The organism is Aeromicrobium sp. CTD01-1L150 (genome assembly GCF_041951745.1).
GTDB lineage: Bacteria > Actinomycetota > Actinomycetes > Propionibacteriales > Nocardioidaceae > Aeromicrobium.
In genome coordinates this window covers 378,866-401,677 of record NZ_CP169555.1, presented here as the reverse complement: position 1 = coordinate 401,677, position 22,812 = coordinate 378,866, and the positions used below count along the sequence as shown (strand labels likewise).

The following is a 22,812-nucleotide window of genomic DNA, read 5'->3' as shown; positions in this document are numbered from 1 at the left end:
CGATCCGACGACCATGTCGTGGTGCCTACTCCGCGGGGCGGAGGGCGGCCATGTCGATGTCGAACTCCAGCAGGTTGGGCTCGTGGCCCGTGACCGACTTCGCGTGGGTGAAGGCCTTCGGCTTCGTGTACATGTTGGCCATCACCGGATCCTCGTAGGACTCGAGCTCGATCTCCTCCACAAGGGCCTTGCGGTCCTCGAGCTCGTACGCCGTCTCCAGCTCCTCGAGGAGACCGAAGTCGACCGTCTCGTAGTGCCCGTTGTTGTAGATCGTCTTGCCGTACTCGGCGTTGATCGTGTCGCGCACGGACGGCTGACCGGGCCAGCTGGTGAAGTAGCAGTCCGGGCCCTTGGCGGCCTTCGCCGTGTCGTCACCGCTGTAGAAGGCGCCCATTGCCTCGGAGAGCTCAGTGACCTCCAGGTTGACGGTGATCCCGACCTCCTCGAGCTGCTCGATGATGTACGGCGCCGACGTCTCGTAGCCCGAGCCCGTGTAGGTCACGCACTCCAGCTCCAGATCCTCCTGGCCGGCGTCGGCCAGCAGGTCGCGGGCCTGGTCCGGGTCGTGGTCGAACGCCGACTGGAGCGCGTCGGTGCTGTACTCGAACGCCGGCGGGAACAGGCTCTGCGTCGCCTCCCCGAGACCGTCGGTCGCGGGCTCTGCCAACGCCTCACGGTCGAGGGCGAAGTTGAACGCGCGGCGGACGCGGGGGTCCTCCATGGCAGGTTTCACCGTGTTGAACTGGACGTGGTAGTGCGCGAGCGACGGGTGCACCTCGACCTCGAGGTTGTCGTCCTTCTTCAGGGTGTCGACGTCGGTGAGCGCCGTGCGGGCGCCGACCTGAATGGAGCCCGACTGCAGCGCCTGGTTCATCGAGACGGCGTTCTTGAAGAACTTCAGGTCGATCGTCTCGTAGAAGCCGCGGTCGTCGTTCCAGTAGTCGGGATTTTTCTCGTACGTGATCTGCGACCCGGGCACGTTGCTCTTGATGACGTAGGGGCCGGAGCCGACGGGGGCGCCGGACACGTCGTCGTTCGCCTCGAAGGCCTTGGGGGAGACCATGAAGCCGGAGTTGGACGCCAGCTGCTCGGCGATCCACGCGCTCTCGTCCTTCATCTTGAGGCTGACCTCGGTCGGCGAGACGACCTCGACGGACTCGACGGACGTGATCTGGCCGAGCTTGGTGAGCTCGAAGTTGCGCTCGAGGTTGGCCTTCACCGCCTCGGCGTCGACGGGGGTGCCGTCGGAGAACTCGACGCCCTCACGCAGGGTCATGTCGAAGGACATCTTGTCCTCGGAGTAGCCCCACTCGGTGGCGAGGCCGGCCACGACCTCGCCGGACTCCGGGTCGGTCTCGAGCAGGCGGTCGTAGACCATCCGGAGGAAGAAGTGGTCACTTCCGCCCGTCACCTGGGTGGGGTCGAGGCTGCTGGGCGACAGCAGCGAGCCGACGACGAGCTTCTCGCTCGAGGACGACGACGAGCCGCCTCCTCCGCCGCACGCGGCGGCGAGGATCAGCACGGCCACCACGACGGCGGCGCGCGCACTGGTGCGTAGACGATTCACTTCAGTTCTCCTTTGGGCTGGATCTGCGACGCGGGCGAGGTGCCGTGCATCGAAGCCGGGGTGCGCTCCAGCCGTGGGATCGCGGCCAGGAGCTGCTGCGTGTAGGAGCGCTGCGGCGAGTCGATGACGCTCGCGACAGGGCCCTCCTCGAGAATCTCCCCCTTGCACATCACCAGGACCCGATCCACCAGCTGGCTCACGACGGCGAGGTCGTGGGAGATGAACACCATGGCGATGCCCTCCTCCTGGCGGATGCGGATCAGCAGGTTCAAGATCTTGGCGCGCGCCGAGACGTCCAGCGCGGAGACGGACTCGTCGCAGACGAGCACCCGCGGGCGTGCGGCGAGGGCGCGGGCGATGGCGACGCGCTGCCGCTGTCCGCCGGAGAGCTCGCGCGGCTTGCGGCGGGCGAACTCGGGCCCGAGGCCGACGCGGTCGAGGTACACCGTCGCCTGGGCCAGGTGCTCCTTGCCGATGCTGCCGCCGCCGGCGATGGCCTCGGCGACGCAGGCGGCGACGCGCATCCGCGGGTTGAGCGCGGTGGTGGAGTCCTGGAAGATCATCTGGACGCCGTCGCGGCCAGAGGTCCCCGTGCCGCTCCAGCTGTCGATCGTGCGACCGTCGAAGGTCAGGGAGCCGGAGGACGCCTCGAGGAAGCCGGCGAGGACCAGCCCGACGGTCGACTTGCCGCTGCCCGACTCCCCCACGATGCCGACGATCTCGCCGCCGTTCACGTCGAACCCGACGCCATCGACGGCCGTGAGCGGTCCGCCCTTGGCGCGCTTGTACTGGATGACCAGGTCCCGGACGGACATGACCGAGCCGACGTCGTCGGCGCGGGTCGTCGCCGTCTGGTCTGTCGCCATGGAGGTCCTCCGGGTGTAGGTAGAACGCGCTGTACGCTACGTCACATTGAACTTGACGTCAACTTCTTTTTCGGGTGTCGAGACGGCTCAGACCAGCAGTCTTTTCACGAGCTTTCCCGTGTCGTTCCGGGGCATCTCGGAGCGGAACTCGACCGACCGCGGGCACTTGTACCCGGCCAGCCGTTCGCGGCAGAAGGCGATGATCTCAGCGGCCGTCCCGTCGTCGGGCACGAGGCCCTCGGCGGGCTCGACGAAGGCCACGACCTCCTGCCCGAGGTCGTGGTGCTCGCGGCCCACCACGGCCACGTCACGCACCGCCTCGTGGGTAATGAGGACGTTCTCGACCTCGACCGGGTACACGTTCTCCCCACCGGTGATGATCATCGACGCGGCGCGGTCCGTGAGGAACAGGTAGCCGTCCTCGTCGAGGTAGCCGAGGTCGCCCACCGTGCACCACCCCTGGGCCGAGCGCGACGCCGCCGTCTTGTCCGGGTCCCCGTGGTACTCGAAGGGCGTGTCCGTCTCCCAGTGGACGAGACCGACATCCCCCGCCGGGAGCTCCACCCCGTCGACGCCGAGGACGTGCGGAACCCCGAAGACGGCACGGCCCACCGAGCCCTGCTTGCGCTCCCACTCCTCGGCCGTGATGAGCGTCAGGCCGGGACGTTCCGTGGCGCCCCACGACTCGTGGACCACCGATCCGAGCCAGGCGTGCAGCGCGGCCTTGGTCGACGGCGCGCACGGGGCGCCGCCGTGGCAGAAGAACCGCAGGCTGCTGGTGTCGTACTCCGCACGGGTCGCGGCCGGCAGCTCCACGAGTCGGCTGACGATCGTCGGCACCACGACGGTGTGGGTGACGGCGTGGTCCTGCACCGTCGCGAGGAAGCCCTCCGGCGAGAACCGGTCGGCGATGACGACGCGACCACCGACCCGCTGGGCCATGAGGGCCGAGGCCAGCGACGCGATGTGGAAAAGCGGAGTCGCCACGAGGAACGCCGTCTGCTCGTCGATCCCGTACCGGCTGCGGAGGGCATCCATGACCGCGTCCGGCCGCCCAAAGGGCGCCCCCACGGACCCGGGCTTGACGCCCTTGGGCCGACCGGTGGTGCCGGAGGAATAGAGCATCTCACAGCCCTCGGACTCCTGGTCCTCTGGCAGCCGGTCCGCCCCGGCGAGGACGTCGTCGAGGGAAGCGAAGCCGGACCCCGCCTCGTCGACGGTGACCAGCAGGGGGTCCGAGTCGAGCCGGTCCACGACCTCGCGGGCGAGGGCGAGCGACGGCGCGGCCGCGATGACGGCCTTCGCGCCGGAGTCACGGACGGCGTGCTCGAGCTCGTCGACCATCCACCGCACGTTGAGCGGGGTCCAGTAGAGGCCGGAGCGCTGCGCAGCCCACGAGACGGCGAGGGTCCGCTCGTGGTTGCCCGTGAGCAGCACGGTCGTGTCCCCGGGCGCCACGCCGTGGCGGCGCAGCACGCTCGCGAACCGTGAGGACAGGTCGTCCAGCTCGCCGTAGGTCATGACCGCGCCCGTGGCGGCCATGACCTGGGCTGGGCGGTCCGGCTCGTCGCGCGTGACTTCCGCCGGGCTGCGCCACGTCTGCGGACCGCTCTGCTCCACGTTCAACGCCTCAGCTCTTGGCGGTAAACGTCACGGGCGGGACCGCGGTGGGGTCGAGCGGCGCGAACTGCGGCTTGCGGCGCTCCACGAAGCTCGCCACGCCCTCGGCCAGGTCGGGGCGGGCCGCGGACTGCTGCATGAGCTCGTCCGAGTGGTCCATCGACTCGATGAGGGGGCGGTCGTAGTGGTTGTACATCTGCCACTTGATAACGGCCATGGCCGTCGGCGAGACGTTGTCGGCGAGGTCCTGGGCGTAGGCCCGGGCCTCCTCCAGCACGCGATCGGCCGGCACCGCGCGGTTGACCACGCCGAGCCGCTCGGCCTCGTCACCGCGGAACACACGGGCCGACATCAGCAGCTCGCTCGCGACGGCCAGCGACGTGAGGCGGGCGAACAGCCAGCTCAGGCCGTGCTCGGCGATGAGGCCCCGGCGGGCGAACGCGGTCGTGAACTTGGCGGTCTCCGACGCGATGCGCATGTCGCACATGAGCGCCAGCTGCAGGCCGATGCCCGCGCAGGGGCCGTTGATGGCCGCGACGATCGGCTTCGGGAACCACATCGGGGCCAGCAGGGGACGGCTGCCCGCCTCGGTCCCGGCGCCCTCGACGGAGAGGACCTCCATGTCGGCGCCGGCGGAGAACGCGCGCCCTGCGCCGGTGATGATGACGACGCGGACCTCGGGGTCCTCGGCCATCGTGTCCAGCAGGCCGTACAGGCGCTCCTGCAGGGCCGGCGTCCAGCCGTTGAGCCGGTCCGGGCGGTTGAGCGTCAGCGTCGCGACGCCGTCCGCCAGCTCGTACAGCACGGTGTCTTCGGTCGATTCCATGTCCAGCCTTCCGTCGTGGGGGTTCAGCAGGTGGGGGGTTCAGCGCGAGATGGTGACGCCGCCGTCGACGGCGATCGTCTCGCCGACCATGTAGTCGCCGGCGCGGGAGGCCAGGAAGATCGCGGCCCCGGCCATGTCCTCCGGCGTGCCGATGCGGCCGGCCGGGATGATCTCGCTCAGCTCGTCGCCGCGGTCGCGGGCGTCCTTGTTCATGTTGGACGCGAAGGCGCCGGGCGCGATGCCGGTGACGTTGATCCGGTCGCTCACCAGGCGCAGCGACATCCGGCGCGTGAGGTGGATGAGGCCGGCCTTGCTGGCCGCGTAGGAGTACGTCTCCTGCGGGTTGACCGACAACCCGTCGATGGAGGCGATGTTGATCACCTTCGACAGCTCGGTGCCGGCCGCGGCGCGCAGCATGGGGGTCAGCGCCTGGGTCAGGAAGAACGGCGTCTTGAGGTTGAGGTCGACGACCTTGTCCCAGCCGCTCTCGGGGAACTCCTCGTACGGTGCGGACCAGGCGGCGCCGGCGTTGTTGACCAGGATGCCGAGCGACTCCTCGTGCTCGGCGTAGGCAGCGACGAGCCCTCGCGCGCCCTCGACGGTCGAGACGTCGGCCGGGAGGGAGACGCAGTGGCCGAGCTCGGAGAGCTCGCGGGCGGTGGCGTCGCACGCCTCGGCCTTGCGGGCCGAGATGTACACGCGGGCGCCCTGGGCGAGGAAGCCCTCGGCGATCATCCGGCCGATGCCGCGGGAGCCGCCCGTGACGAGGGCCGTGCGTCCGGCGAGAGAGAACAGCTCGGTGGTGTCCATGCGATGTGCTCCTTGAGGTGGTCGGTCAGTGGTCGGTGGGAGGGGTCAGTCGGGCCCGGAGCTCGCGCTTCAGGAGCTTGCCGACCGGGTTGCGGGGCAGCGCCTCGGCGAGCTCGACCCGCTCGGGCAGCTTGTAGACGGCCAGCCCGCCGTCGCGCAGGTGCTCCACGATGCTCTCCAGCGTCGGGGGCCTGCCGGCGTCGCGGGGGACGACGACGAGGCAGAGGCGCTCGCCCAGCACCTCGTCGGGGTAGCCGACGGCGGCGCACTCGGCGACGTCGGGATGCGACACCGCGAGGTTCTCGACCTCGGCGGCGCTGATGTTGAAGCCGCCGCGGATGACGATGTCCTTCTTGCGGTCCACGAACGAGAGGTAGGAACCGTCCTTCACGGCGAACAGGTCGCCGGTGCGCAGGAAGCCGTCGTCGTCGAAGGTCGTCGGGTCCAGGTCACGGCGGGCGAAGTAGCCGGGGAAGACCGACGGACCACCGACGAGCAGCTCGCCCACGGCACCGTCCTCGTGGACCTCGCGCCCGTCCTCGTCGACGAGCTTGAGCCGGACGCCCTCGATCCCGGACGGCCAGGCGGTGCCCTCGCGGCCGTACCAGGGGAAGTGGTCGGACCGCCACGCCGGGTCGGGGACGTCGTCGGGGCCCGCGAACAGCCCGGCGCCCTCGTTCATGCCCCAGCCGTTGATGATCTCGATGCCCCAGCGGTCCTGGTAGGCGGCGATGAGCGACGCCGCGGGCGGGGCTCCCCCGGTCTGGACGGCGTCGATGCCGCTGAGGTCCGGGGCGTCGTCGCCGAGGTTGACCAGCAGGTGAAGCACGGCGGGCGGCAGGATGAGGAAGTCGATCGTCTCGTGCTCGAGCTGGTGCAGGAGGAGGTCGAGGTCCATCGGGTGGTGCAGGACGACCGTGCCCGCGATCTCCAGGTTGGCGACGAGGCCCATGCACACGCCGAGCATGTTCGTCATCGGCGAGACCGCGATCTGCCGGTGGCTCGTCGGCTGGAGTCTCAGCGCGGTGAGCAGGTTGCCGACGCCGTACGTCCACGTGTTGTGCGTCAGCGGGCAGCCCTTCGGCTGGCTCTCGGTGCCGGACGTCCAGCAGAGGGTGAACACGTCGTCGGGGCCGGGCCGTCGCTCGGCCAGCAGCGCCTCGTCGACGTCACCCTCAGCCCAGGTGGCGAGGTCGGCCAGGTCGATGCGGTGCTCGAGGACGGGGTCGGAGGCGACACCCTCGGCGGTGTCGAGCGGGCGGTGGTCCTTGAAGGCCTGCGGCCCGACGAAGTACCGCGCCCCCGTGAGCGCGGCGACGTAGGAGATGTCCTTCGAGCGCCACTGCATGGGGACGGGTGAGAGGATCCCGCCGGCGCGGGCCACGGCGAGGTAGGCCAGCGGCAGCTCCCACACGTTCGGGACCTGCGCGACGACGACCTCGTCGCGCTCGAGGCCGTGACGGGCGAGCGCGGTGGCTGCGGCGTCGACGGCCCGCTCCAGCTCGGCCCACGTGACCGAGCGCGGCGGGGAGCCGATGAGCGCGGCGCGGTCCGGCGGGTCGGCGTACGCGACCCGGTCCGGGTGCTCCCGGGCGGCCGCGGCGAGGTCGTCGAGCAGCGTGTGCGTGCTCGACCAGTACCCGGCCGCGGTGTGCTCGGCGATCGCCTCCGCGCGGTGCAGGATCACCTCACCAGCCGCCCTCTCGTGCCTCGCGGTCGGCGCGCTGCAGGAGGTGCTCGACGATCGAGGCGTCGGCCGTTCCGGTCACCGCGGTGTTCCGAGGCTCGTCGAGCGCGCGGCGCAGGACGCCCTCGCAGATGATGGCGATCTTCCACAGGCCGAGGACGTGCCAGTAGTCCACGGCGGAGACGTCCCTCCCGGTGGTCTCGGCGTACGTCGCGACGAGGCTCTCCCGGTCCGGGAAGCCGGGGAGGGTCGGACCCGCGAACCCGGTGACGTGCTCGTCGTCGGCCTGCGGCCAGTAGGCGAGGAGACCTCCGAGGTCGGCGAGCGGGTCGCCGAGGGTGGACAGCTCCCAGTCGATGACCGCGACGACGTCCCCGTGCTCCGCGTGCGTGATGACGTTCATCAGGTGGAAGTCGCCGTGGACGAGCCGCAGCTCGGTCTGCTCCGGGACGCGGTCGGCGAGACGTCGGGCCAGGTCGTCGACGAGCGGGAGGTCCCGCGTGCGCGACTCCCCCCACTGGCGGTGCCACCGGCGCAGCTGCCGCTGCGCGTACGGCTTGTGGCTGGCGAGCGTCGTCAGCCCGGTCTCGTCCAGGTCGACGGCGTGGATCCGCCCGAGCGTCCTCGCCAGCGAGGTGCCGATGCGGCCGCGGTGCTCGGGGTCGAGCTCCTCGACCGAGGCCATCGAGTCGATGACGTGGCCGGGGACGAAATCCATCAGCATGATCGGGGCGTCCGTCACGGCCGGGTCGGTCGTCAGCCCGTGGATGACGGGAGTGGGCACGTCGGTGTCCTGGAGGGCGCTGAGGATCCGGTGCTCGCGCTCGACGTCGTGGGCCGACGCGAGCAGCTTGCCGAGCGGCGGACGACGCAGGATCCACCGGCGTCCCGACCCGTCCTCCACGAGGAAGGTCAGGTTGGACTGCCCGGCGCCGATCCGACGGAACGTGAGCTCGCCCTGGACGTCGAGGTCGAGCCCCGCGATCCAGCCGCCGACGGCGCGGGTGTCGATCAGGTCGGTGGACGTGGTCATGACGACGCCGACACGTCGCCCGAGGACGCCACCAGCATCTGCCCCCCGTCGGTGACGATCGTCTCGCCGGTGATCCAGCGCGAGCGGTCCCCCGCGAGGAACGCCACGACGCCGCCGATGTCCTCGGGCTCTCCGACGCGACCGAGCGGCGTCGAGCCGATGACCTGGTCCTCGTGGTCGCGCCAGAGCGCCTCCGCGAGGCGCGTCCGGACCACGCCGGGCGCCACGGCGTTGACCCGCACGCCGGGCGCGAGCTCGAGCGCGAGGTGCCGGGTCACGTGGATGAGGGCGGCCTTGGACGCGTGGTAGACGCCGAGGTCGGCGCCGACGGCGAGCCCGCCCACCGAGGCCGTGTTGATGATCGAGCCGCCGTGCTCCTTCATCCAGGCGTGCCACACGATGCCGGACCACAGGACAGGCGCCCACAGGTTGACGTCCATCGTCTTGGCGAACCGGCCGTGCTCCTGGTCGACGAGCGGCCCGAACGCCGGGTTGGTGCCGGCGTTGTTGACCAGGACGTCGACCGAGCCGAAGCGCTCGAGCGTGAGCTCGACGCAACGTCGGGCGGCGTCCTCGTCGGTCGCGTGCGCCCCGACGCCCAGCGCGTTCGGCCCGACGGTCGCGGCCGCCGCCTCGGCGTCCTCGGCCTTGCGGGCCGTGAGGACGACGTTCGCGCCGTCCTCGTGCAGCGCGGCGGCGATGGCCAGGCCGATGCCTCGCGAGGCGCCGGTGACGATGGCGGTGCGTCCCTGCAGGTCGGGAGATGCCATGGCGGTGTTCCTTTCGGGGCGAGGGGTCCGGGGGCCGCGCAGGGCGCGACCCCCGGGAGGGTGGTGCTAGACGGCGACCGCGTCGCGCATGCGCTTGAGCTCGACGCGGGCGATGGTGCGCTTGTGCACCTCGTCCGGGCCGTCGGCCAGGCGCAGCGTGCGCTGGTGGGCGTAGAAGCTCGCCAGCGGGAAGTCGTCCGTGACGCCGCCGCCACCGTGCACCTGGATGGCGCGGTCGATGATCTTCAGCGCGACCTGCGGCCCGGCCACCTTGATCGCGGCGATCTCGATGCGCGCCTTCTGGTTGCCGACCGTGTCCATGAGCCAGGCGGTCTTCATCGTCAGCAGCCGGATCATCTCGATCTCGATGCGCGACTCGGCGATCCAGTCCTGGATGTTCGAGCGGTTCGCGACCGGCTCGCCGAAGGTGACCCGGTTCTGCGCGCGGCTGATCATCAGGTCCAGCGACCGCTCGGCCATGCCGATCGAGCGCATGCAGTGGTGGATGCGGCCGGGCCCGAGACGGGCCTGGCTGATCATGAAGCCGTCGCCCTCACCGGCCAGGAGCGCGGTCTTGGGGACGCGGACGTCCTCGAACAGGATCTCGGCGTGGCCCTCGCGGTCCATGTAGCCGAAGACCGGCAGGCCGCGGATGACGGTGATGCCGGGCGTGTCGATCGGGACGACCATCATCGACTGCTGGCGGTGCGTCGCGGCCTCGAAGTTGGTCTTGCCCATGACGATGAGCACCTTGCAGTTGGCGTGCAGCGCGTTCGAGGCGAACCACTTGCGGCCGTTGAGGACGTACTCGTCGCCGTCGGAGTCCATGCGCAGCTCGACGTTCGTGGCGTCCGAGCTGGCCACGGCGGGCTCGGTCATGCAGAAGGCCGAGGCCATCTCGCCGGCGAGCAGCGGCTTGAGGTACTTCTCCTTGTGCTCGTCGGTGCCGAAGAGCTGGAGCACCTCCATGTTGCCGGTGTCCGGGGCGTTGCAGTTCATCGCCTCGGGAGCCAGGTTGGGGCTGCGGCCCATGATCTCCGCGAGCGGCGCGTAGTCGAGGTTGCTGAGCCCGGGCGAGCCCCACTCCTCGCTCTTGTGCGGGTGGAACAGGTTCCACAGCCCACGCTTCTTCGCCTCGGTCTTGAGCTCCTCGAGGATCGGCGGGTGGAAGTTGGGGTGGCCGGCCTCGGCCATCTGCGCGGCGTACACGCTCTCGGCCGGGTAGATGTGCTCGTCCATGAAGGCGAGCAGCTTCTCCTGGTACTCCTTGCACCGGTCGGACAGGTCGAACTGCATGTCTAGCTCCTAGCTTCGTGGGCTCGTGCGGACGGCGCCAAGAGGTCCTCGAGGCCGCGCCTGGTCGTGTCCGCATCGGTGTGGAGGACCCCGGCGATGCCGATGCGGGCGGCACCGTCGAGGTTGTGCTGGAGGTCGTCGATCATCACGGCGCGCTCGGGCGGGACGCCGAGGCGGTCGCAGGCGATCCGGTAAATCCGGCGCGACGGCTTGCGGATACCGACCTCGGAGGACACGACGACCTCGTCGAACATCGCCGCGAGGTCGTAGCCGGCGTAGCAGTCGCGCCCGAGGGCGTTGGACACGAGCGCCACGGGGCGCCCCTGCGTCCGCAGCTCCTCGACGAGCGCGAGCATCGCCGGGTCGGGCCGCAGCCCGGCCTGGAGCCGGTCCACGAGGCCGTCGGCCTCGGTGACGAGCCCGTGCGCGGCCAGCCGGTCGGCGTACCCGCGCTCGAACTCCTCCTGCTCAATGCGCCCCTCCTCGTGCTGCACCAGCAGCGCCGCGGCCTCCGGGTCGGTGGCGAGGACCCGCAGCGGCAGGCCCGCGTCGTCGCCGAGGCTGCGTCCCAGCTGCTCGAAGGCGTCGAACAGGCTGGACGTGAGCACCCCGCCGAAGTCGAAGAACACCGCCTCGCGGTCACCGCCCGTGGTCCGCTCGCTCATGCGAGGGACTCCTGGTAGCGACGCATGCCGGCGAGCCAGCGGTCGTAGTCACCGGTCTTGCGCTGCCAGAACGTCAGCACCTCGGGGTGCGGCAGGACGAGGAAGCGCTCCTCATCCACCGCGGCGAGCACGATGTCGGCGACCTCGAGCGGCTCGAGAACGCCACCGGCGTCGGTGACCGCCTGGGCCGCGCGCCGCGCGACCTCGTCGTCGGACTCGGCGCCGCCGTTGAGCATGTCGGTGTTGACACCCATGGGGCACAGGCAGCTGACCTTGACGCCGCGGTCGCCGTAGGTGATCGCGAGCCACTCGGCGAACGCGACCGCTCCGTGCTTGGAGACCGAGTACGTGGGCGAGCCGATCTGGGTCAGGAGGCCGGCCGCCGAGGCGGTGGACAGGAAGTAGCCGGAGCCCCGCTCGAGCCAGCCGGGAACGAGGACGCGGGCGGCGCGGACGTGCGCCAGCACGTTGACGTCGAGCGCCAGCTGCCACTCCCGCTCGTCCACGTCGAGGCCGATGCCACCACCGACCCCGGCGTTGGCCGCGTAGAGGTCGACGGGACCGAAGGCCTCGGTCGCGGTGGCGACGATCCGCTCGATGTCCTCCGTGGCGGACACGTCGGCCGCCACGCCGATCGCGGAACCGTCCCGCAGGGCGCACAGCTCGTCGGCGACGGCCGCGACCTTCTCGGCCTGGAGGTCGGCGAGGACGACGCGGGCGCCGCCCTCGACGAGGCGTCGGCCCAGGGCCGCGCCGATCCCGCCACCGGCACCGGTGACGACGGCGACGGTGCCGTCGACGTTCATGAGGCTCCTCCGTCGTGCCAGCCGGTCGGGAACGTGGGCGTCTGCTTGTTCACGAAGGCCTTGACGGCCGCGACGTGGTCGTCGGTCGTGCCGGTGGCCTTGTGGAGGGGCACCTCGGCGTCCATCGACGCCTCGAGGTCCTCCACGGGGGCGCGCAGGAGGTTGTCCTTCATCCCCTCGAGGGCGTGGGACGGCCCGGAGGCGAGCTGCGTCGCGAGCTCACGGGTGGCCGACTCCAGCTCGTCCTCGGCGACGAGGCGGTTCACCAGCCCGGCCGCGAGGCACTCCTCACCGCGCACGCGCGGCATGAGGAACAGCATCTCGCGTGCCTTCGCTGGTCCCACGAGCTGGTGCAGCAGCCACGCGACGCCGAAGTCGCCGGCGAGGCCGACGCCACCGAACGCCGTCGCCACGACGGTGCGGGGTGTCCCGATGCGCAGGTCGGCGGCCAGGGCCAGCCCGAGCCCTGCACCGGCGGCGGCGCCGGGCAGGGACGCGACGACGGGCTTGCGGCAGCGGTAGATGCGACCGACGGTCTCGCGCTGCTCGTGGCGCTGGCGGTCCACGAGCGCCGGGTCGACCTCGCCGGACCCGCCGCCCTCGCCGCCCTGCTCGTCGAACGTCTGGACGTCGCCGCCGGAGCAGAACGCCCCGCCGGCTCCGGTGAGCACGATCGCGCCGACCTCGCGGGAGTCCTCCAGCCTGCGCAGCGCCTCGCCGAGGCCGGCGATCATCTCGTCGGAGAGGGCGTTGCGGCGCTCGGGCCGGTTGAGGGTGATGGTGCCGACGCCGTCGGCGACGTCGAGCAGGACGTGGTCGGTGCCGAGGCCGGTCACGAGGCGACCTCGAAGAGGCCGGCCGCGCCCATGCCGCCGCCGACGCACATCGAGATGACGACGAAGCGGACGCCACGGCGCCGACCCTCGAGGAGGGCGTGGCCGACGAGTCGGGCTCCGGTCATGCCGTAGGGGTGACCGACCGAGATGGCGCCACCGTCGACGTTGAAGCGCTCGGGGTCGATGCCGAGCTCGTCGCGGCAGTGCACCGCCTGCGACGCGAACGCCTCGTTCAGCTCCCAGAGCCCGATGTCGTCGACGCCGAGGTCGTGCTCCTTCAGGAGCTTCGGGATGGCGAGGATCGGGCCGATGCCCATCTCGTCGGGCTTGCAGCCGGCGACGGCGATGCCGCGGTACGTGCCCAGCACGTCGAGCCCGCGGGCGTGGGCCACGGAGGCCTCCACGAGCACGGAGGCCGAGGCGCCGTCGGAGAGCTGGGAGGCGTTTCCGGCGGTCACGGAGGAGTGCCGGCTGACGTCGCCGTCGGGCAGGACCGGCTTGAGGCCGGCGAGGCTCTCGAGCGTCGTGGAGGGCCGGTTGCCCTCGTCCTTGGCCAGGGTGACCCGCTGCTCGCTGCGCTCGCCGGTGGCCTTGTCGACGACGATCTGCGTCGACTCCAGGGGCACGATCTCCTCGTCGAAGCGGCCGGCGGCCTGGGCGGCGGCGACGCGCTCCTGGGAGAGCAGGCTGAACTCGTCCTGCCGCTCGCGGGAGACGTTGCACCGCTCGGCGACGATCTCGGCCGTCTGGAGCATGGGCATGTAGATGTCCGGGTGGTGCTCGACGAGCCACGGCGCCTCGGCGCGGTAGCCGTTCATGTGCTCGTTCTGGGCGAGCGAGATGGACTCGACCCCGCCGCCGACCGTGACGTCCATGCCGTCGTGGACGATCTGCTTGGCGGCCGTGGCGATCGCCATCAGGCCGGAGGCGCACTGACGGTCGACCGTCATGCCGGAGACGGTCACGGGGAGACCGGCGCGCAAGGCCGCCTGCCGCGCGATGTTGAAGCCCGACGTGCCCTGCTGGATGGCGGCACCGAGGACAACGTCCTCGACCTCCGAGCCGTCGATGCCGGCGCGGCGGACGGCGTGCTCCACGGCGTGGCCGGCGAGGTCCTGGGCCTGGGTGTCGTTGAACGCACCCCGGTAGGCCTTGCCGATGGGCGTCCTGGCCGTCGAGACGACGACTGCTTCTCTCACGATGGGGAGTCCTTCCGAGAGGGCGGCGGCGGACCGACACCCATTCATGAATCTAAGTTCACATTCAAGTTACGTGTTGCACCGTTCGGGCGTCAAGAACTTGCGGTACTTGAACTTGATATCATCTTCGTCTAGCGTCGGACCGCGGCACGTCCGGTGCCGGTTCGTCTCCCCGACAGGTCGTCTGCTCGTGGCACGCCCCCATCCCGTGACTCACCGACGGTCCCGCCATCCGCGCGCCCTGCTGGTGCCGGCCCTCGCCACGACCGTGATGATGACGGCCCTGCTACAGACCATCGTCATCCCGATACTCGCGACGATCGGCGCGGAACTCGAGGCCTCTGACGCCGCCGTCGGCTGGTCGGTCACCGTCAACCTGCTCGCCGCCGCGGTCCTCACGCCCCTACTCAGCCGCATTGGCGACCTGTACGGCCGGCGTCGTGTGCTCATCGGCATCACCGCCGCCGTCGCCGCCGGCTCGCTCCTCGCGGCCCTCACCACCTCCCTGCCGCTCTTGCTCGTCGCCCGGACGCTGCAGGGCTCGTCCTTCGGGCTCTTCCCGCTCTCGATCGGCGTGCTCCGCGACACCCTGCGCGCCGACCGCCTCACACCGGCTATGGCCTTGGTGAGCGGGGCCCTCGGCTTCGGCGGCGGCGTCGGCCTCGTGCTCACCGGCCTGCTCACCCGGGACGGCGGCGACTACCACCGCGTCTTCTGGCTAGCCCTCGGCACCGCGCTGCTCGCGCTCGTGCTCGTGGCCGTGACCGTGCCCCCGGACGGGCCGGTGCGGCACGGACGCGTGGACTGGCCCGGCGGGGCCCTGCTCGGCGCGGCCCTCGTGGCCGTCCTCCTGCCCATCTCCCGCGGTGCGGAGTGGGGCTGGGCCTCCCCGACCACGTTCGCCTGCCTCGGCGCCGCCGCGCTGCTCGTCCTCACCCTCGTCCGCGTCGAGCGGACCGTCCGTGACCCGATCGTGGCCCTCGACGTGCTGGCCAACCGGGCGCTCGCCATCACGCACGTCGCCGGCCTGTTCATCGGCTTCGCCATGTTCGTGTCCTTCCTCGCGATCTCCGCGTTCGTGCAGACCCCCGCCGAGGAAGGCTTCGGCTTCTCGGCGTCCGTTCTGACGGCCAGCTACGTGTACCTGCTGCCGGCCGCCCTTGTGGGCGTCGTCGCCGCCCCGGTGGGCGGTCGCCTCGTGCGGCACTTCGGCGCCCGCCGAGTGCTCGTGCTGTCGTCCCTGGCCGGCTCGGTCGGGTTCGCCCAGCTCGCCCTGCTGCACACCGAGCCGTGGCACCTCATCCTCGGCGGCGCCTTCACCAACGGCGCCATCAGCATGGGCTTTGCGACCCTGCCTACGCTCGTCGTCGCTGAGGTGCGCGCCGACCAGACGAGCGTGGCGACCGGCGTGAACTCCATCGCCCGCTCGTTCGGCAGCGCCCTGGGCAGCGCGTTCGTCGTGGCGCTGCTCGCGAGCGGGGGCGACCGGCCGGGTCGCGGCCTGTTCGTCACCGTCTTCCTCGTCGGCTGCATCGCCCTGCTCATCTGCGCCGGCGTGACCCTCCTGCTGCCTCGGAGCGCCACCGTCTCGACGCGGGAGCGGGACGCCACCACCGCGGCCGCCGAGTGGGCCCCGCCTCCGAGCCCCGGCCCCCGACCCGACCGAACCGACGCACGACGCCGACCACCCGAAGGAGCAGCCCCATGAGAGCCGTCCAGATCACCACGCACGACGGACCCGACGCCCTCGCCGTCACCGACGTCCCTGAGCCGCCCCGGGCCCACGACCAGGTGCTCATCGACGTCCGCGCCTCTGGGGTCTCGTTCCCGGAGGTCCTGCAGTCTCGCGGCAAGTATCAGATCAACCCCGACCTGCCGTTCGTGCCCGGCTCGGAGGTCGCCGGGGTCGTCCTCGAGGCGCCCGCCGACGCTGCGGTGTCCATCGGGGACCGCGTGGCCGGCTTCACGATGCTCGGTGGCTTCGCCGAGCGCGCGGTCGCGCCGCAGGACATGGTCTTCGCCCTGCCGGACAACCTGTCGTTCGACCAGGGTGCTGCGGTTCCGCTCAACTACCTGACCGCGCACTTCGGACTCATGGTCCGCGGCGCGATGACGCGAGGCGAGACCGTCCTGGTGCACGGCGCCGCCGGCGGTGTCGGCACCGCGGCCATCCAGATGGCCCAGGCCTATGGGGCCGGCCACGTCATCGCGGTGACGTCGACGCCCGAGAAGGCCGAGGTGGCACGTGCCGCTGGCGCCGGCGAGGTCGTGGGCGCCCACGACTTCAAGGACCGCGTCAAGGAGCTTACCAATGGGCGCGGCGTCGACATCGTCGTCGATCCAGTCGGCGGCGACCGCTTCACAGACTCACTGCGCTCGCTGGCCGAGTTCGGCCGTCTACTCGTCATAGGCTTCACCGGCGGCGAGATTCCCACCGTGAAGGTCAACCGGCTTCTCCTGAACAACGTCACCGTCATCGGCGTCGGCTGGGGCGCATCCGTCCTCGACAAGCCCGGCTACGTCGCCGGCGAGTGGGCCGAGATCCTCCCTCACCTCGCCTCGGGTTCGCTGACGCCTCCGGTTGGCACGACGCTGCCGCTGGAGCGCGCGAGCGATGCACTGCACCTCATCGACGGCCGCGCCGCCACTGGCAAAGTGGTCCTGAACCCCTGAGCGGACTCAGTCACTGCTCGAGAACGCCGCGTCGAAGGCTGCCTCCGGCGCGTCGAACAGATTGGCCTTGACGAACGCGAGGGCCTCCGGGGCACCGAGCAGGCGATCCATGCCGGCGTCCTCCCACTCGACGGAGACCGGTCCGGTGTACCCGATGGTGTTGAGCATCCGGAAGCACTGCTCCCACGGCACGTCGCCGCGGCCCGTGGACACGAAGTCCCAGCCACGACGCGGGTCCGCCCACGGCAGGTGCGAGCCGAGCCGGCCGTTGCGCCCGTTGCCGGTCTGCTTGCGGGCGTCCTTGCAGTCGACATGGTAGATCCGGTCACGGAAGTCCCACAGGAAGCCGAGCGGGTCCAGGTCCTGCCAGACGAAGTGCGACGGGTCCCAGTTGAGGCCGAACGCCTCACGATGCCCGATCGCCTCGAGCGCGGCATGGGTCGTCCAGTAGTCGTAGGCGATCTCGCTCGGGTGCACCTCGTGCGCGAACCGCACACCCTCGGAGTCGAAGACGTCGAGGATCGGGTTCCACCGGTCGGCGAAGTCCCGGTAGCCGGCCGCGATCATCTCCTCCGACGCCGGCGGGAACATGGCGACGTACTTCCAGATCGACGAACCAGTGAAGCCGACGACGGTGTCGACGCCGAGCAGGCGGGCCGTCCGTGCGGTGTTCTTCATCTCCTCGGCCGCGCGCTGCCGCACGCCCTCGGGCTCGCCGTCGCCCCAGATGCGTGCGGGCAGGATGTCGCGGTGCCGCTCGTCGATCGGGTCGTCACAGACGGCCTGGCCCTTGAGGTGGTTGGAGATGGCGTGCACCTGCAGGCCGTACCGCTGGAGGATGTCGAGGCGACCCTGGACGTAGCCGTCGTCCTCGACAGCAGCCCAGGGGTCGAGGTGGTCGCCCCAACAGGCGATCTCCAGCCCGTCATACCCCCACTCGGAGGCGAGCCGGGCCACCTCCTCGAACGGCAGGTCGGCCCACTGGCCGGTGAACAGCGTGATCGGTCGGGTCATCGTGTCTCCTCGAGGTCGAGAACGGTGCGGTCTGCGGCGCTGGACTCCACGGCGTCGAGCACCCGCTGGACGCCGAGGCCGTCGGCGAAGCTCGGAGTGGGATCGGCGCCGTCGGCGATCGCGGTGACCAGGTCCACGACCTGGTGGGTGAAGCCGTGCTCGTAGCCGAGCCCGTGTCCGGGCGGCCACCAGGCGGCGATGTACGGATGCTCGGACTCGGTGGCCAGGATGCGGCGGAACCCACCCGTGCCGGCGTCGTCGGTGGCGTCGAAGAACTCCAGCGAGTTCATGTCCTCGAAGTCGAAGGCGAGCGACCCGCGGGTTCCGTTGACCTCCAGGCGCAGCGCGTTCTTGCGTCCGGTGGCATACCGCGTGGCCTCGAAGACTCCGAGCGCGCCCGAGGCGAACCGTGCGGTGAACGCGGCCGCGTCGTCCACACTCACCGTGGCCCGCTCACCGGACCCGCTCGAGGAACCACCTAGCGTGGCGTGCTCGCCCGCCACGGGTCGCGACGTCACGAACGTCTCGACCAGACCGCCGACGGAGGCGATGCGATCACCCGTGACGTACTGCGCCATGTCGACGATGTGCGCCCCGATGTCCCCCAGGGCCCCGGAGCCGGCGCGTTCACGATCCAGCCGCCAGCTCATGGGAGCGTCCTCATCGACCAGCCAGTCCTGCAGGTACTGGGCGCGGACGTGCCGGACGGTGCCGATGCGCCCGGCCTCCACCAGCTGGCGGGCCAGGGCGACCGCGGGAGTACGGCGATAGGTGAAGCCCACCATGGCCCGCACGCCGCGCGACGCCGCGGAGTGCGCGGCATCCGCCATCTTCTCTGCCTCAGCGACCGTGTTGGCCAGGGGCTTCTCGCACAGGACGTGCTTGCCGGCCTCAAGCGCGGCCACCGCGATCTCGGCGTGGGTGTCACCGGGCGTGCAGATGTCCACGAGGTCGATGTCGTCGCGCTCGAGCACCTCACGCCAGTCGGTCTCGACCGACTCCCAGCCGAACCGCCCCGCCACGGCACCCGCTGCGTCCGCGTCGCGCCCGCAGATGGCCCGCAGCCGCGGATGCAGCGGAAGGTCGAAGAAGGCGGGCGCGGTGCGCCAGGCCTGGGAGTGGGCAGCGCCCATGAACGAGTAGCCGATCATGGCGACCCCGAGGTCACGCTGGTTCATGAAGATCCTTGGTGGGTGGGTGGAGTGGCCGGCCGGGCTCGCCTCAGGTCTCGCGACGCGGCCCGGCCGGGCCGATCAGGGGTGGCGGCTCAGGACTCGAAGGCCGAGTCCATGAACTCCTCGACGTTGTCCTTGGTGACGACCGGTGCGGCCAGCTGGACGGTGCGCGGGACCTCCACCTCGGCAAGGTCGCTCATGGCCTTGCCCTGCACGAGGAGCCGCGCGAGCTTGATCCCGTCCGCCGCCTGCGTGGACGGGTAGATGACGGTGGCCTTGATGACCGAGTCGTCCTCCTGGATCGCGCGCATCACGTTGGCCGAACCGGCACCGCCGATCATGACGAACTCGTCACGACCCGCGTTCTCGATCGCGGCCATGACGCCGACACCCTGGTCGTCGTCATGGTTCCACAGGAAGTCGATCTGTGGCGCCGCCTGGAGCAGGTTGGAGGCCGCAGTCTCACCGGACTCGACGGTGAACTCCGCGGCGACGCGGTTGTCGACCTCCAGTCCGCACGTCTTCAGCGCGTCCTCGAAGCCTTCCGAACGATCCTGGGTGAGCGGAAGCGAGTCGATGCCGGCGATCTCGGCGACGACGGCGTCCTCGTTGCCGTCGGCCTGCTCGCACACGTACTCACCGGCCGAGCGGCCCATGCCGTAGTTGTCGCCCAGGACGGTGGTGCGGGCGGCAGCCGGCGCATTGAACTCGCGGTCGACGTTGACCACCTGGATCCCCGCGTCCATGGCCTTCTGCGCCACCTCCGTCATGGCCGCTCCGTCGAAGGGCAGCAGCACGATGGCATCGACGCCGTCGTTGATGAAGGTCTCCACCTGCGAGATCTGCAGGTTGACGTCGTTGGTGCCCTCGGCGTTGACGAGCTCGATGTCGTCGTACTGCTCGGCCTGCGCCACGGCGGCCTCGCTGATCGCGCCCATCCAGCCGTGGTCGGCCGCGGGTGCGGAGAAACCGATGGTGACGGTGTCGCCACTCTCGTCGTTCTCGCCACCGGCGTTGGCGACACCGGAGTCGTCGCCGTCGGAGCTGTTGGTACAGGCAGCGAACAGCAGGGTCGAGGCGGCGACGGCCGCGGCGACGCGCACGCTGCGGCGAGCGGCGGGGCGTCGAGTGGTGGACAGCTTCATGGCGGTACTCCTTGGTGGTGGGGCGGGGGGTCGAGGCTGGGACGGAGGCGGCATCACGGTGGGTACGGCTAACCGCTGCGCCGGGCGACCCGCTGCTGCAGCAGGACGGCGGCGACGATGATGATGCCCTTGGCGACGGCCTGGGCCGACGTCGAGAGGTTGTTGAGGGTGAAGACGTTGGTGAGCGTCATGAAGATGAGGACGCCGAAGATCGTGCCCACGACGGTGCCGCGACCTCCCTGGAGCAACGTCCCGCCGATCACCACGGCGGCGATGGCGTCGAGCTCGAGCAGCGTCCCGTGCGTGGAGGAACCGGTCGTCGTGCGCGACATGAGCATCACGGCGGCGATGCCGGCGCAGCAGCCGAGCAGCGCGTACAGGTAGACGGTGTGTCGCTGCACCTTGATGCCCGCAAGGCGAGCGGCCTCCGGGTTGCCGCCGACGGCGAAGGTGCGGCGGCCGAACGTCGTCCGGTTGAGCAGGAACCACCCACCCGCGGCCACGAGCACGAACATGATGACGATGACGGGCACGCCGAGCGGCTCCGCGCGGAAGAAGCTGAGGAAGCCCTCGTTGTCGATGATCTGTGTCTTGCGGTTGGCGAGGATCTCCGCGAGTCCCCGTGCGGAGGCCAGCATCGCGAGTGTCGCGATGAACGCCACGACCTTCCCGTAGGCGATGAGCACCCCGCTGATGACTCCGCACAGCGTGCCGACGAGCACCGCCGTGAAGACCATGACCGGCCAGCCGAAGCTGTCGGCCATGGCCTGCGTGCCGGTCGTGGTGGCCCAGACGGACGCCAGTGCCAGCACGGCTCCGACGGAGAGGTCGATCCCGCCCCCGGTGATGACGAAGGTCATGCCCACCGAGACGACGCCGAGGACCGATGCGAGCCGCAGGATCGTCATCAGGTTGTCCACGCTCGTGAACCTGTCGCCCGCGGTGACCGCGCCGACGACGCACAGCAGGAGCAGTGCGATGACCAGGCCGAGGTTGCGCATGAAGCCCGGGGGCAACCCGCCGGTGGATCCCGTAGGCGTCGGCGCGGCCTGCGAGGCGGTCGGCGTCGGCTGTGTCGATGAGTGGGCCGACGAGGGGGTGGTGCTCACGCGGCGTCTCCCTTCATGGCTGAGCCATCGGTGTGTGAGTCGTGCTCGGCGAGGATGTGGCCCAGGACGTCGGACGCGGTGAGGTCCTCGCTGGTGCCCTCGTGGACGACGCGACCGTCGACGACGACGAGCGTGCGGTGGGTGAGGCCGAGCACCTCCTCAAGGTCACTGGAGACCACCACGACGGCGACCCCGGACTCGGCGAGGTCCTGGATGAGGGCGTAGATCTCCGACCGCGCACCGACGTCGACGCCGCGAGTGGGCTCATCGAGCAGCAGCACGCGGCACTCGCGCAGCAGCCAGCGCGCGAGCACCACCTTCTGCTGATTGCCACCGGAGAGCGTGCGGACGTGACGGTCGAGGTTCAGCGGCTGGACGTCCACGGCGCGGGAGGCTCGCTCGGTCTCGCGACGTTCGGCCCGGTCGAGGCTGAGACCCCACCGGGCGAACCTCGGGATGCTGGCGAGAGAGACGTTGTGCTCGACGGCGTGGTCGAGGATCAGGCCCTGCGACTTGCGCTCCTCCGGGCACAGGCCGATGCCGGCCTTCACGGCCGCGGCCACGGATCCCCGCGGCAGCGTGCGGCCGTCGATGCTCACCGTTCCGGAGTCTGACCTGCGGGCCCCGGCGATGGTCTCGACGATCTCGCTGCGGCCCGCGCCGACCAGTCCGGCCAGACCAACGATCTCGCCGGGGCGTACCTCCAGGTGGACGTCGTCGAACTCCCCGGTGCGCCCGAGACCGTCGACCACGAGCCGTGGCGCGTCCGACGGGGGCGGGACTCGCCGTTCGGGATAGGCCGCCGAGAGGTTGCGCCCGGTCATGAGAGCGATGAGCTCGCTGGTGGGGGTCCCGGCGGCATCGAGGTCGGCGGCGACGGTGCGGCCGTCCTTGAGCACCGTGAGCCGGTCGCCGATGCGGCGGATCTCCTCCAGACGGTGGGAGATGTAGATGATGGCGGTTCCTGCGGCCCGGAGCTCCCGTACGACCCGGAAGAGACCGTCGACCTCGTCGGGGTCCAGGACGGCGGAGGGCTCGTCCATGACGATGACGCGGGCCTCGTGCGAGAGGGCGCGGGCCATGGAGACGATCTGCTGGGCTGCCGAGGAGAGCGGTCCGACCTCCCCGTGCGGGGAGATCTCGGAGTGGCCCAGCCGGGCCAGCAGGGCGCGGGCCGCTGCCACCGTCTCGCTGCGTCGGGTCACGCCGACGCGTGACTTCTCGTGCCCGAGGAAGATGTTGTCGGCGACACTGAGGCCCGGCACGAGGTCGAGCTCCTGGTAGATGGTGGCGACGCCGGTGGCGATCGCGTCCTGCGGGGTCCGGAAGGTCACCGGCTCGCCGCGCCAGCGGATCTCACCCGCCTCGACGCCGTGGGCGCCGGCGAGCACCTTGATGAGCGTCGACTTCCCAGCACCGTTCTGTCCCAGCAGGCAGTGCACCTCTCCCGCGCGGACCGTCAGGTCGACGCCGTCGAGCGCGCGCACGCCGGGGAACTCCTTCACGATGCCGCGCATCGTGAGCAGTGGCGCGTCGTCGGACTGTTCATTCGCCGACGGCCCGCCTCCGGAGGACTCACGGGCGGACGGTCCGCTCGCGGACGACTCGCTCGCGGACGACACCGCGTCAGGCGCGGCGGGGTCAGTGCTCGGCATGGCGTGACCGTAGTCACATGTTCTGCCGTCTGTCAAGCAAAAGCAGAGCACTACTGATCG

At 70.8% G+C, this 22,812-nt stretch carries 20 protein-coding genes; 2 read left to right on the top strand and 18 right to left on the bottom strand.

The genetic code is table 11. The features are described 5' to 3' along the window. Positions 1 to 25: 25 nt before the first annotated feature. From ACEVFP_RS01940 to ACEVFP_RS01880, 13 genes are all read right to left on the bottom strand, one after another. A complete protein-coding gene (locus tag ACEVFP_RS01940; RefSeq protein WP_375001662.1) occupies positions 26 to 1,567 on the bottom strand; it encodes an ABC transporter substrate-binding protein in 1,542 nt (513 codons plus the stop codon). Then, complete coding sequence (locus tag ACEVFP_RS01935; RefSeq protein ID WP_375001661.1) at positions 1,564 to 2,433, bottom strand: ABC transporter ATP-binding protein; 870 nt, start codon at positions 2,431 to 2,433, stop codon at positions 1,564 to 1,566. Before ACEVFP_RS01935 ends, ACEVFP_RS01940 begins: the two co-directional genes overlap by 4 nt. A gap of 87 nt (positions 2,434 to 2,520) precedes the next feature. Then, the gene (locus ACEVFP_RS01930; RefSeq protein WP_375003745.1) at positions 2,521 to 4,053 is read right to left on the bottom strand and encodes an AMP-binding protein; all 1,533 of its coding nucleotides are present in this window, start codon (positions 4,051 to 4,053) and stop codon (positions 2,521 to 2,523) included. Positions 4,054 to 4,063: 10 nt separating this feature from the next. Next, complete coding sequence (locus tag ACEVFP_RS01925; RefSeq protein WP_375001660.1) at positions 4,064 to 4,879, bottom strand: enoyl-CoA hydratase-related protein; 816 nt, start codon at positions 4,877 to 4,879, stop codon at positions 4,064 to 4,066. A gap of 39 nt (positions 4,880 to 4,918) precedes the next feature. Then, positions 4,919 to 5,689 (bottom strand): SDR family oxidoreductase, encoded by a 771-nt coding sequence (locus ACEVFP_RS01920; protein WP_375001659.1) that lies wholly within the window; start codon positions 5,687 to 5,689, stop codon positions 4,919 to 4,921. A gap of 25 nt (positions 5,690 to 5,714) precedes the next feature. Further along, on the bottom strand, positions 5,715 to 7,376 hold the full coding sequence (locus ACEVFP_RS01915; protein ID WP_375001658.1) for a class I adenylate-forming enzyme family protein: 1,662 nt from the start codon (positions 7,374 to 7,376) through the stop codon (positions 5,715 to 5,717). Between the two features lies 1 nt (position 7,377). Beyond that, entirely contained in the window at positions 7,378 to 8,409 is a 1,032-nt protein-coding gene (locus ACEVFP_RS01910; protein WP_375001657.1) for a phosphotransferase family protein, read from the bottom strand. Next, entirely contained in the window at positions 8,406 to 9,179 is a 774-nt protein-coding gene (locus ACEVFP_RS01905; RefSeq protein ID WP_375001656.1) for an SDR family oxidoreductase, read from the bottom strand. The genes ACEVFP_RS01910 and ACEVFP_RS01905 overlap by 4 nt, the downstream gene beginning before the upstream one ends. Before the next feature lie 66 nt (positions 9,180 to 9,245). Continuing rightward, positions 9,246 to 10,475 (bottom strand): acyl-CoA dehydrogenase family protein, encoded by a 1,230-nt coding sequence (locus tag ACEVFP_RS01900; protein WP_375001655.1) that lies wholly within the window; start codon positions 10,473 to 10,475, stop codon positions 9,246 to 9,248. A gap of 2 nt (positions 10,476 to 10,477) precedes the next feature. Beyond that, positions 10,478 to 11,140, bottom strand: coding sequence for an HAD family hydrolase (locus ACEVFP_RS01895; protein ID WP_375001654.1), 663 nt, complete (start codon positions 11,138 to 11,140; stop codon positions 10,478 to 10,480). Further along, positions 11,137 to 11,946 (bottom strand): SDR family oxidoreductase, encoded by an 810-nt coding sequence (locus ACEVFP_RS01890; protein WP_375001653.1) that lies wholly within the window; start codon positions 11,944 to 11,946, stop codon positions 11,137 to 11,139. The genes ACEVFP_RS01895 and ACEVFP_RS01890 overlap by 4 nt, the downstream gene beginning before the upstream one ends. After that, positions 11,943 to 12,782, bottom strand: coding sequence for an enoyl-CoA hydratase-related protein (locus tag ACEVFP_RS01885; protein ID WP_375001652.1), 840 nt, complete (start codon positions 12,780 to 12,782; stop codon positions 11,943 to 11,945). Before ACEVFP_RS01885 ends, ACEVFP_RS01890 begins: the two co-directional genes overlap by 4 nt. Further along, the gene (locus tag ACEVFP_RS01880; RefSeq protein ID WP_375001651.1) at positions 12,779 to 13,981 is read right to left on the bottom strand and encodes an acetyl-CoA C-acyltransferase; all 1,203 of its coding nucleotides are present in this window, start codon (positions 13,979 to 13,981) and stop codon (positions 12,779 to 12,781) included. The genes ACEVFP_RS01885 and ACEVFP_RS01880 overlap by 4 nt, the downstream gene beginning before the upstream one ends. 190 nt (positions 13,982 to 14,171) lie before the next feature. Between ACEVFP_RS01880 and ACEVFP_RS01875 the strand changes: the two genes are divergently transcribed. Both ACEVFP_RS01875 and ACEVFP_RS01870 read left to right on the top strand, forming a co-directional pair. Beyond that, positions 14,172 to 15,689 carry an MFS transporter gene (locus tag ACEVFP_RS01875; protein ID WP_375001650.1) on the top strand — a complete coding sequence of 506 codons (1,518 nt, stop codon included), beginning with the start codon at positions 14,172 to 14,174 and terminating at the stop codon, positions 15,687 to 15,689. Next, the gene (locus ACEVFP_RS01870) at positions 15,686 to 16,654 is read left to right on the top strand and encodes an NADPH:quinone oxidoreductase family protein (protein ID WP_375001649.1); all 969 of its coding nucleotides are present in this window, start codon (positions 15,686 to 15,688) and stop codon (positions 16,652 to 16,654) included. The genes ACEVFP_RS01875 and ACEVFP_RS01870 overlap by 4 nt, the downstream gene beginning before the upstream one ends. A gap of 6 nt (positions 16,655 to 16,660) precedes the next feature. Here the strand turns inward: ACEVFP_RS01870 and ACEVFP_RS01865 are convergent, their stop codons facing one another. From ACEVFP_RS01865 to ACEVFP_RS01845, 5 genes are all read right to left on the bottom strand, one after another. Continuing rightward, positions 16,661 to 17,668, bottom strand: coding sequence for a sugar phosphate isomerase/epimerase family protein (locus tag ACEVFP_RS01865; RefSeq protein ID WP_375001648.1), 1,008 nt, complete (start codon positions 17,666 to 17,668; stop codon positions 16,661 to 16,663). Further along, positions 17,665 to 18,846 (bottom strand): Gfo/Idh/MocA family protein, encoded by a 1,182-nt coding sequence (locus tag ACEVFP_RS01860; RefSeq protein WP_375001647.1) that lies wholly within the window; start codon positions 18,844 to 18,846, stop codon positions 17,665 to 17,667. Before ACEVFP_RS01860 ends, ACEVFP_RS01865 begins: the two co-directional genes overlap by 4 nt. Before the next feature lie 89 nt (positions 18,847 to 18,935). Further along, on the bottom strand, positions 18,936 to 19,988 hold the full coding sequence (locus ACEVFP_RS01855) for a substrate-binding domain-containing protein (RefSeq protein WP_375001646.1): 1,053 nt from the start codon (positions 19,986 to 19,988) through the stop codon (positions 18,936 to 18,938). 68 nt (positions 19,989 to 20,056) lie between these two features. After that, a complete protein-coding gene (locus tag ACEVFP_RS01850) occupies positions 20,057 to 21,097 on the bottom strand; it encodes an ABC transporter permease (protein ID WP_375001645.1) in 1,041 nt (346 codons plus the stop codon). Beyond that, on the bottom strand, positions 21,094 to 22,752 hold the full coding sequence (locus tag ACEVFP_RS01845) for a sugar ABC transporter ATP-binding protein (protein WP_375001644.1): 1,659 nt from the start codon (positions 22,750 to 22,752) through the stop codon (positions 21,094 to 21,096). Before ACEVFP_RS01845 ends, ACEVFP_RS01850 begins: the two co-directional genes overlap by 4 nt. Between the last annotated feature and the right edge of the window lie 60 nt (positions 22,753 to 22,812).

What these genes read in the sequence shown, in the direction of transcription:
- ACEVFP_RS01935 (WP_375001661.1), bottom strand. Translation starts at nt 2,433, where the DNA reads ATGGCGACAGACCAGACGGCGACGACCCGCGCCGACGACGTCGGCTCG.
- ACEVFP_RS01920 (WP_375001659.1), bottom strand. Translation starts at nt 5,689, where the DNA reads ATGGACACCACCGAGCTGTTCTCTCTCGCCGGACGCACGGCCCTCGTC.
- ACEVFP_RS01845 (WP_375001644.1), bottom strand. Translation starts at nt 22,752, where the DNA reads ATGCCGAGCACTGACCCCGCCGCGCCTGACGCGGTGTCGTCCGCGAGC.
- ACEVFP_RS01900 (WP_375001655.1), bottom strand. Translation starts at nt 10,475, where the DNA reads ATGCAGTTCGACCTGTCCGACCGGTGCAAGGAGTACCAGGAGAAGCTG.
- ACEVFP_RS01895 (WP_375001654.1), bottom strand. Translation starts at nt 11,140, where the DNA reads ATGAGCGAGCGGACCACGGGCGGTGACCGCGAGGCGGTGTTCTTCGAC.
- ACEVFP_RS01855 (WP_375001646.1), bottom strand. Translation starts at nt 19,988, where the DNA reads ATGAAGCTGTCCACCACTCGACGCCCCGCCGCTCGCCGCAGCGTGCGC.
- ACEVFP_RS01890 (WP_375001653.1), bottom strand. Translation starts at nt 11,946, where the DNA reads ATGAACGTCGACGGCACCGTCGCCGTCGTCACCGGTGCCGGTGGCGGG.
- ACEVFP_RS01870 (WP_375001649.1), top strand. Translation starts at nt 15,686, where the DNA reads ATGAGAGCCGTCCAGATCACCACGCACGACGGACCCGACGCCCTCGCC.
- ACEVFP_RS01910 (WP_375001657.1), bottom strand. Translation starts at nt 8,409, where the DNA reads ATGACCACGTCCACCGACCTGATCGACACCCGCGCCGTCGGCGGCTGG.
- ACEVFP_RS01865 (WP_375001648.1), bottom strand. Translation starts at nt 17,668, where the DNA reads ATGACCCGACCGATCACGCTGTTCACCGGCCAGTGGGCCGACCTGCCG.
- ACEVFP_RS01905 (WP_375001656.1), bottom strand. Translation starts at nt 9,179, where the DNA reads ATGGCATCTCCCGACCTGCAGGGACGCACCGCCATCGTCACCGGCGCC.
- ACEVFP_RS01860 (WP_375001647.1), bottom strand. Translation starts at nt 18,846, where the DNA reads ATGAACCAGCGTGACCTCGGGGTCGCCATGATCGGCTACTCGTTCATG.
- ACEVFP_RS01925 (WP_375001660.1), bottom strand. Translation starts at nt 4,879, where the DNA reads ATGGAATCGACCGAAGACACCGTGCTGTACGAGCTGGCGGACGGCGTC.